Annotated in this window: 7 protein-coding genes and 1 pseudogene; all 8 read left to right on the forward strand. The window is 43.4% G+C overall.

Annotation, left to right across the window (positions count from 1 at the left end; all coding sequences use genetic code 11):
- The first annotated feature begins 162 nt into the window (after positions 1–162).
- Positions 163–1,002: a sulfite exporter TauE/SafE family protein gene (locus tag M3N64_RS13740; protein ID WP_249104142.1), complete on the forward strand. Its 840-nt coding sequence runs from the start codon at positions 163–165 to the stop codon at positions 1,000–1,002.
- Positions 990–1,382 (forward strand): DUF1634 domain-containing protein, encoded by a 393-nt coding sequence (locus M3N64_RS13745; RefSeq protein ID WP_249104149.1) that lies wholly within the window; start codon positions 990–992, stop codon positions 1,380–1,382. The genes M3N64_RS13740 and M3N64_RS13745 overlap by 13 nt, the downstream gene beginning before the upstream one ends.
- Positions 1,383–1,477: 95 nt before the next feature.
- Positions 1,478–2,281: a prolipoprotein diacylglyceryl transferase gene (lgt, locus tag M3N64_RS13750; protein ID WP_249104152.1), complete on the forward strand. Its 804-nt coding sequence runs from the start codon at positions 1,478–1,480 to the stop codon at positions 2,279–2,281.
- Between the two features lie 92 nt (positions 2,282–2,373).
- Positions 2,374–3,051, forward strand: a complete 678-nt coding sequence (locus M3N64_RS13755; RefSeq protein WP_249104157.1) for a response regulator transcription factor — start codon at positions 2,374–2,376, stop codon at positions 3,049–3,051.
- Positions 3,051–4,370 (forward strand): sensor histidine kinase, encoded by a 1,320-nt coding sequence (locus M3N64_RS13760; protein ID WP_249104162.1) that lies wholly within the window; start codon positions 3,051–3,053, stop codon positions 4,368–4,370. Before M3N64_RS13755 ends, M3N64_RS13760 begins: the two co-directional genes overlap by 1 nt.
- Before the next feature lie 111 nt (positions 4,371–4,481).
- Positions 4,482–5,189: an ABC transporter ATP-binding protein gene (locus M3N64_RS13765; RefSeq protein WP_249104164.1), complete on the forward strand. Its 708-nt coding sequence runs from the start codon at positions 4,482–4,484 to the stop codon at positions 5,187–5,189.
- Positions 5,190–5,194: 5 nt separating this feature from the next.
- Positions 5,195–8,455, forward strand: a complete 3,261-nt coding sequence (locus M3N64_RS13770) for an FtsX-like permease family protein (protein WP_249104169.1) — start codon at positions 5,195–5,197, stop codon at positions 8,453–8,455.
- Between the two features lie 981 nt (positions 8,456–9,436).
- A pseudogene (locus M3N64_RS14235) lies at positions 9,437–9,595 on the forward strand (IS4 family transposase); the annotation flags it as partial.
- Between the last annotated feature and the right edge of the window lie 363 nt (positions 9,596–9,958).

Raw genomic sequence — 9,958 nt, forward strand, 5'->3', positions numbered from 1 at the left:
ACATTAATAAAATAATAATATTTTTATTATCAATTAACAAGGCATACTATTTAAACTGTAGGGTTCGCTTAGGCCGGGTTTACCTTTTGAACGTACAGATTCTGATATGATCGTCAAGATATCGTGAGACTTCAAAATAATCAATGTACGGGAGATGAAACCTTGTCACTACTCGTAATCAAACTCATCTTTGTTGCTGTGTTTGCCGGAATTTTTGGTTCTGTTCTCGGGCTTGGTGGGGGTACGGTTATCACTCCAATATTGACCCTGATGCTCGGTATTGACATAAATCATGCGATAGGGGCCAGTCTGATTGCTGTTATTGCGACATCAAGCGGTGCAGCGATTGCCTATATTAATGATGGGATTACAAATTTGCGTATCGGTATGTTTTTGGAGATTGCAACGACAATTGGCGCGATCACTGGAGCTTTTCTAGCAGGTTTGATTTCTTCAAGCGTGCTCTATATCATTTTCGGACTCTTTTTATTATATTCAGCGTTAGCCATGCTTCAAAAAAAGAAAGCAGAGAAATATGATCTGAACAGGGGAAAATCCTTATCGAATAAAATGAAACTGAATGGGAGCTATTATGATAAAAAACTGGAAAAAGAGGTCTCCTATCATGCAGTTCATGTTCCAGCAGGATTTGGTGTGATGTATGGTGCTGGGGTGGCTTCAGGATTACTTGGGATCGGAAGTGGCAGTTTCAAGGTCATGGCCATGGACTTGTTCATGAAACTGCCGTTAAAAGTCTCCAGCGCGACGAGCAATTTTATGATGGGTGTCACTGCGGCAGCGAGTGCCGGTGTCTACTTGCTTCGTGGTGATATTGATCCTCAAATATCCGGACCGATTGCCATTGGTGTGCTCGTAGGAGCAACAATTGGTGCTAAGATCATGCAACGGATGAAAAGCAAAACCATTCGAATTATTTTCGTTCCGGTGATTGCCTATATCGCTATTCAGATGATGCTCGAAGGATTGGGGTGGAAGTGGTGAATCATTCGCAAGCTAAGGCAACCAGAGAAAAGGACATGGATTCAGTCGGACTAATGATCGGGTGGACACTAAGGATAGGAATAGCGATAAGTAGCGTAATAATTATTTTCGGACTTATATTGCTTTATGCCGAGGGTCAATCGGGATATGAGGCAAATCTTTATCCAACGCATATCAAAGATATCATGCAAGGTTGTTTTGCATTGAAGCCATACGGGGTGATTTTGATGGGACTACTCGCCCTCATGCTCACTCCGGTTTTTCGAGTGGGTATTTCGATTATCGCCTTTCTCATCGAAAAAGATTATTTATATACAGTGATCACTCTGATCGTCTTTTCAATTCTGATCATTAGTTTCTATATTGGTAGAATGGCGTAAGCCTATAATAGAATAAAAAAATTAATATGATACAATTTATTCGACAAGCAGGCGAAAAATCTAAAATCAAAATTTCTGGAGTGGAGGATTTAATTTTGACTGTTCAACCTTTAAACCCGGTCGCTATTCAGCTAGGTCCTATTCATATTTATTGGTATGGTATTATTATTGCCTGTGGCGCGTTGCTTGGCTTGATGATTGCCATGCGCGAAGGCAACAAGCGTGGTCTTCCCAAGGATACATATGTTGACCTTATCATGTTTGCTGTACCAATCGCTGTTGTTTGTGCCCGTATCTATTATGTCGCTTTTGAATGGTCTTTCTATTCGCAACATCCATCACAAATCATTGCTGTGTGGAACGGTGGCATTGCCATTTATGGTGCTTTGATCGGAGGAGCAGCCACGACGATTGTATTTTGTCGCTTGCGTCATCTATCGTTCTGGAAGGTGGCCGATGTAATTGCACCGAGTGTGATTCTCGGACAGTCACTTGGACGCTGGGGTAACTTTATGGATCAGCAGGCTCATGGTGGTCCGACGACGCGAGCTGCGCTTGATGCTATGCATCTTCCAAATTTTATTGTCAATCAGATGCTGATTAACGGCACCTACTATATTCCGACTTTTCTATATGAGTCGGTCTGGGATTTTGCCGGTTTTATCCTCCTCCTGATACTTAGGCGGGTGAACCTGCGCCGTGGTGAGCTTTTTCTGTCCTATTTTATCTGGTATTCGCTCGGCCGATCTTACATTGAAGGACTTAGGACAGACAGTCTGATGTTGGGACCGCTGCGCGTCTCTCAATGGCTGGCAGTCGTACTGATCATTTTCGGGGTCGGGCTGATCCTGTTCTGGAGAGTAAAAAAAGAGAAGCGTCCGTATTATCTGGATGCCTGATCATTCTGTTCCGCCTGTAGTACGGAACGACACACTATTAACTTTAATTAACTATCTTTTTGACTTTCATTCACATCATTGGAGTGATGGAGTTGCCGAATCGAATAATGGTTGCGGATGACGACAGGGAAATTGTTGAGATTATATCTGATGCACTGACTGACGAAGGCTATCTTGTCAGCTGTGCGTATAATGGTTTACAAGTGCTTGATCTAATGCAATCTGAGAAAATTGATGCCTTCATACTTGACATTATGATGCCGGAAATGGACGGACTGGAGACATTGAATCACATCAGAAGGGAGACAGACGCCCCTGTGCTGATCCTCAGCGCAAAGAGTCGGGACATCGATAAAGTCATCGGTCTGCAGGTCGGAGCCGATGATTATGTCGCCAAACCGTTTTCGATGGATGAGCTTATCGCGAGACTTAACGCACATTTAAGACGCGAACACAAAAGGGAAAAAGCGGAAGATATTTTACGGTTGGGCCAAATTGAACTTCACAAATCCAAATGGCAGGCTGTTGTTAATGGAGTTCCTGCTGATCTTTCCACAAAGGAGTTTCAAATTCTAAGTTACCTGTTTACAAACAAAGACAGGGTACTCACACGTGAACAGATCTATTCTGCTGTCTGGAATGACCGCTACGGCGGAGACCTCAATACAATTACTGTGCATATTAAAAATCTTCGCTCCAAGCTAGGCAGCGAAGGACACCGAATCAAAACGATCTGGGGCATTGGCTATAAGTTGGAAGGCGATGGCTAATGCACAAATCGATCCGTTTTAAGCTCTCTGTGTTTTTTCTTGTCATTTGTCTCTTCTTTGTCACAACGCTTCTGCTTAGCTTTGTTATTTTCTTCAGAAATGATTTTCGTTACGATGTGGTGAAAGAAGAGCAATACTATCAAAATACGGTTTCAAGACTTGCTGAAAAAGCGTCCGCATCCAAGGATGAGAGGAGCATAGAGAGACTGCTGACCCCCTACGCGAATCATAGAATGCAAATTCAATTACTGGATATAAAGGGAAACGTACTGTGGTCGTTGGGTCAATCGCCAACAATCATTAACATATCGGCAAAAGATTATATCATTACGCGAGGCGTCGTACGCTATGGTCTGCGGATAAACGGGATGAATTTGACACGCACCGAGGTATTTGAAGAGTACGCCATCAAATACCTATGGATCATCTTGCTTCTCTTTACTTTTCTGTTTTTATTGATCGCCTTTTTTCTTCACCTGTCCATTACAAAACCTGTTTTAGCGCTTTACAGGCGGATGGAGAACGATCCGTTGAAAATGAAAATAAGGGCAAAGGACTACCGGCATGACGAGATCGGTGTTTTGGAAAAAAGGTTTGATCAAATGATCTATCGATTACAAACTGTCGACAGACAGCAACAGACGATGCTGGCAGCCATTTCGCACGATCTGAAAACACCGCTCACATCGATCATCACGTATACCGAGCGGTTGTCTTCCGGGAAAGTTTCGGATCAGAAAAAGCAGCAGCATTATTATGAAGTGATCGGTCGGAAAGCGGACGATATCAGAGACCTGATTGATAAGTTTCAGGACGCTGCCCTTGTCACTGATCTAAATGCACCTGCAGACTTTCAAGTTGTCTCTGCCTCAAAGTTCTGGCAATCTGTTTTGGAACCTTATACAGAAGAATGGGACGGTGTGGATGCGAAGCTTGAATACGACAGTAAAATAGACAATACACCGACGGTCCGAGTTGACGCATCCTTAATCAACCGATTAATTGCAAATATCATGGGCAACGCGATCAAATACGGTGCGCGACCACTTATTGTGCATGTTTATATAACACAAAGCGATAATGATCTAAAAGTAAAAATTGAAAACAACGGGATGCAGGTTCCGGAGGAGAAACTGCAGCTTCTTTTTGATCGTTTTTATCGCGGAGAACCCTCTCGATCCCGTGAAAAAGGGGGCAGTGGGCTCGGCCTTTTTATCTGCAGGGAAATTATTGAAAAGCATGGGGGCTCGATTCGGGCTTATAAGCCTTGGAACAATGATTTTGGTATTGAACTTAGGCTGCCTGTCGTCATTTCTTAAGTTTTCTTTATCTTTTTCTATTTTTATTTTATTCTTGATTGTTAGGATGGATGACATGGGGTAATTCCCGGGTCATCCATTCTTTATTTTTATAGAGAGGAGGAAATGGATATGAGTGAACCCATCATTGAATTTAAAGGAATAACCAAACAGTACAAAATGGGGGAGGTTGTTGTTAATGCACTTTCCGGCGTGAATTTCATCGTCAATAAAGGGGAATTCGCTATAGTAGCCGGTCCGAGCGGTGCGGGAAAGAGCACCGTGCTGAATATTCTTGGTGGCATGGATACCCCGACAAAAGGACAGTTTACCGTTGACGGCGAGGAGATCAACAACTATTCGCGAAAGCAATTGATCACGTACCGTCGCAAACAAATTGGGTTTGTTTTTCAGTTCTATAACTTGATGCAAAACCTGACCGCCCTTGAAAATGTGGAACTGGCTGTTGAAATTTGCGATCACCCCTTTCCGCCTCGTGATGTGCTGATGCAGGTAGGCCTAGAAGAACGAATGAGGAATTTTCCTGCACAGCTTTCCGGAGGTGAGCAGCAGCGTGTAGCCATTGCCCGCGCACTCGCAAAAAATCCGAAGATCCTGCTTTGCGATGAGCCGACGGGGGCTCTCGATTATAACACGGGGCGTTCCGTATTAAAGCTTTTGCAGGATACGTGTCGGAGAACCGGCATGACCGTTGTGCTGATCACGCACAATCTGGCGATTGCTCCGATGGGCGACAGACTGATCAAGATCAAAAATGGACGTGTTGAAAACATGGAGATTAATCCTGACCCTGTCAATGTTGAAGAGATTAAGTGGTGAGTGCGATGCAAAAAACACTAATTAAAGAAGTATTTCGTGAAATTAAAGGCTCTTTGAATCGCTTTTTCGCAATCCTCGTGATTGTAACGCTTGGTGTCGCTTTTTACGTCGGGTTTAATTCCATCGGTCCGGATTTATCTGCATCCGTTGCCAACTACTTTTCAAAAAGTCGGTTCATGGATCTTCAAATCCTGTCACCTGTTGGTTTTAATAGAGATGATTTAAAAGCGATACGCGCGGTGCCTGGTGTCAAGAATGCTCAGCCTGTTTTTATGATGGACGCCATGCAGACGTACGGAAAACAGACCAATGTTGCGCACTTAATCTCCATACCAAACGGTAACGGGTCAAACGATGCGATCAACTCGCTGACCCTTGTAAAGGGAAGGTTACCGAAAGATTCCCACGAGGTCGTCGTGGATCAGCAAAAAAACGGAAGCAATCCGAAGATCGGCGACCTTGTCACTTTGTCATCCGGTTCGGCGGCGAACCTATCCGACAGCCTGCACGACACGAAACTTAAGGTCGTGGGTACTGTCGATAGCCCTGCCTATTTAACCAGAGACCGGGGAACCAGCACCATCGGAAATGGCAAGGTAAGCGGTCTGATCTTTATGCCGCAGCAGAACTTCAAGCAATCTGACTACACGGCCATTCTGGTTACCGCAGCGGATACCAACGGTTTGGATGTGTTCAGCGACGCTTATTCCAATAAAGTTTCCTCTGTGAGAGATGGCTTAAATCACGTGGCAGACAGCCGGACCAAAACGCGCTATGACGATCTCGTCAGCAAGAACAATAAACGAATTACTCAGCAGCAGAATGATTATAACAAAAAAAAGAAACAAGCGGATCAATCATTTACTGAAGCACAGCAGAAAATCGACGATTCGCAGAATAAGCTGAAAGCTGCACAGGATCACTTGAAAGCGATGGAAAGTCAAACCAATCAGCAATTTTCCGAGACACAGGCTAAACTTGACACCGCAGCAAAGCAACTTGCCAACAGCACGTCTATATTTAACCAAAAATCCGCTTCATTTAAACAATCGGCGGCAGCGGCGCAAAATCAATTTGCCACCGCCGAAAAGCAAATCAATGCCCTTTCGTCAAAAATTTTATCTCTGCAAAATCAGCTTAACGGACTTGAAACCGAGCTTTCTGTTGGTCAGACGAACGGAAGCTTGATACCTGCACAGGCGGAAAGTCTAAACACGCAGATTCAAAAAATAAAAAGTACACTTGCTACTTTGACACAGCAGCGGGCAACTGCACAGTCTAATCTCTCGGCTCAGCAGAAAAAGCTTGCGGCCACGCAAACACAACTGAATTCCAGCAAACAACAGCTTGCCGACTCCACGGCAAAGCTGAACAGTCAGAAAGATTCATTTGCTGCTGCGCAGAAAAAGGCCAAATTGCAGATTACACAAGGGCAGCAAGAGATTACTAGGCAAAAAAGTTTCATTGATCAAGCACAGCAGAATCTGAAAAAGCAAAAAACGGAGTCGAACGAAAAGCTAAGTAAGGCGGAGCAGCAAATCCATAATGCCAAACAAAGAGTCAGCCAGATTGCGAAACCAAGTTGGAAGATACTGAGCCGCGATGACAATACGGGCTATTCGAGTTTCCAAAGCACTGTTGACCGTAGCAATGGCATGTCCAGTATTCTTCCGGTCATCTTCTTTGCAATAGCTGCTCTTGTTTGCCTGACGACGATGACTCGGATGGTACAGGAACAGCGCACGCAGATCGGTACGCTTAAGGCTCTGGGTTACAGCAATGGGGCCATCGCGTTCAAATATCTCTTTTATTCCGCTTCGGCGAGTTTAATTGGGAGTATCATCGGCATGGTCCTTGGGTTTATCTTACTGCCGGCCGTACTATTTAAGGCCTATATGATCCTATATTCGATGCCAGCCATGAGTGTCGGTTTTCATCCCGGCATTGCAGTTACAGCATTGGTGATTTCATTAGCACTGATCACAGCTGCCACGCTGTTCACCTGTATCAGCGAGCTTCGTTCCGTACCTTCGGCATTGATGCGACCGGAACCGCCAAAAAGCGGGAAACGGATTCTTCTTGAGCGTATCCATTTTCTGTGGAACCATCTGAGTTTCAGTAAGAAAGTCACGGCACGCAATCTTTTCCGATACAAAAAGCGTTTCTGGATGACGGTATTAGGCGTCGCCTGTTGCTGCGCAATGCTCGTTACCGGTCTGGGGCTCAAGGATTCTATATCCACTCAAGTCTCTCAAAGAGAATTTGGCGAGATTATGAAATACGACATGTCCGTTCAACTGAAAAACAATGTGACTGCCGGTCAGACTGGCACAATAACGCACCTTCTCAGGAACACGTCCGGGGTATCCTCGTTCATGGAAAATACCAACAAGAATATTACCGTGAAGTCGGGTTCGAAAAGCGAACAGGTGAATCTCATGGTTCCGCAGCAGCCCAATCAATTTTCAATCTATTTTAAGCTGCGACAAGCACCTTCGCGCTTTGAAAAAACGGGCGCACCGATTTCTCTGTCAAATGATGGTGTCGTCATTACACAGCAGCTCGCTCAGCTGTTAAACATCAAAACGGGCGATACCCTTGCGATTGAGGATGATGCAACGCATAGTCATCATTTCCGTGTTGAGGGTATTGCAGAGAATTATTTGCTGAATTATGTGTTCATGACGCCCACCTTGTATTCAAAGGCATATGGTTCACATGTAGCGGTCAACCAGATCCTGACGAATCTAAATACGAAGGCGTCCCATAATTCCATTTCTTCATCGTTGACGAAAGTTGATGGTGTCGCCAACGTGTCTTTCCTGTCCGATAGCGAACAAACCTTTCAAGACACGGTTAAGAGTCTCAACGATGTGGTCTGGGTCATTATTTTGTCGGCGATCCTTCTTGAGTTTGTGGTCCTATATACTTTGACGACGATCAATATTGGTGAGCGTTTCAGAGAAATTGCCACAATCAAGGTGCTTGGTTTTTATGACAGAGAAGTCTCGGCCTATGTTACTCGAGAAAGTTACATCCTGACGTTGATCGGCATTGTACTCGGTATCATTGGCGGCATATTCCTGCATGCGAAGACTCTAAGTGGGATGGAGGTAGACGGTGTGATGTTTGTTAAGTCAATTTTACCGCAAAGTTTTATTATCAGTGCCTTGCTTACCTTCATCTTCACTTGGGTCGTCAACCTGGTGACCATGCGCTCCCTGCGCAGGATTAATATGGTTGAGGCACTAAAGGGTAATGAGTAACCTAGAACACATGACATCATGAGGTTAAATCATTGTTCATTTTGTACGGCATGATTTTTGCATGAAATCAATGAAGACTTGGAACTACATCCGGATGCATATGAGCTTGAGATTCATTTTATACATGCGAAATAGAGTTCACTATTTGAACGGTTGAGCTGGTCCGACTATATATTGATCGCTTTAGCGTCTTTAATTGATTAGTCTGTGTCTCCAAGAGCTCATAAATAACGAGCATCCCCATCTGTTTTTCAGGTGGGGATTATTTGACGCTTACGAATGGCGATACGGTCTGTCATTCAGCATGAATTAAGTAAAGTGTAGGTAAATAATGGTTATCAATCTTAAAAAAATAAGTAAAGAACTTCATTTTTCGATTTTGATAAAATAGAAACCTTGTTTATTCATGAAATTTCTCCAAGACGCTCAGATGGTTGGTTTGATCCCGAAAATAAAAATTCTTACTAGACAAAAATTTTTAATCAGATGATATGTATGTAGTCATCAGTAAAGGACTTTTTTGTCATAAAATAGTGGGTGAATAATTAAATGACTGAACGAGTAAATAACTATTTTCTTTAATCACCACTAATTTCAACGAAAGAATACGGCTTGGTGCGTACGTGAGTAAACAACTTTATTTGTATTTATCACATGTTGTACCGTCGAAAAAAAGTTCTTTACTTGGGAATAAAGTTGTTTACTTGGTAAAAAAGTTCTTTACTGATACTGCTACTATGAGATAATCATAGTAGCAGTATTTCTTTTTTGGGGAGATGGTTCTTTGCCGAAACGAACGAATCGTTGGACAGAGGATAAAATTGCGCGATATTACGCTGAGGGTCGAGGCGGCGGTGAATTAACAGACTATATAGTTTTTTGAACTACCCGAAGTTTGCCTGGCGGCGCTTCCTGACTGCATTAAGCGTATTCACGATTATGAAAGTCAGCCGTTTGATAAGCGCCTGCCACACGAAAGTGCTCATTCTGGATAATTCATCTTTTTATCGCGATCGCAGTAAGCGCGCTGAACTTCTAGCTCATTGTTTTGACCATGCCAAGAGAAAACACTACAAGGGATTTTGTATGCTGACATTGGGGTGGTCAGACGGATCAACGTTCCTGCCCATTGTCTTTTCAAGGTTTATTCTTCTGTCCTGGTAAAACCGTTGCAGTACAGATAATCGAACCCTTGGTGGTATGTTCTATGAACTCTGCGACGAAATGAATGAACTGGATTGAGTTGTAGTACTGACGCAGCTCATGGATATCCTTCATGACGCCCTGACGAAAACAAAAAAGTCAATCAAAAAATGGGTTACATGTCAACTGACACAATGGATTGAGAGCTTACCCAACTATATCAAGGTTTATCTGCCCAAATTAGGGTGCGAAAGTTGAGTTTTTCATTTAAGAAATTATTTATTTTCCCTCATCGACTTAATAACTATATAATAATATAAATGAACTGCTGTAAAAATAGTTGGTACTGCCACAATACAA

This window comes from Sporolactobacillus mangiferae (genome assembly GCF_023336505.1).
Taxonomy (GTDB): Bacteria; Bacillota; Bacilli; order Bacillales; family Sporolactobacillaceae; genus Sporolactobacillus; species Sporolactobacillus mangiferae.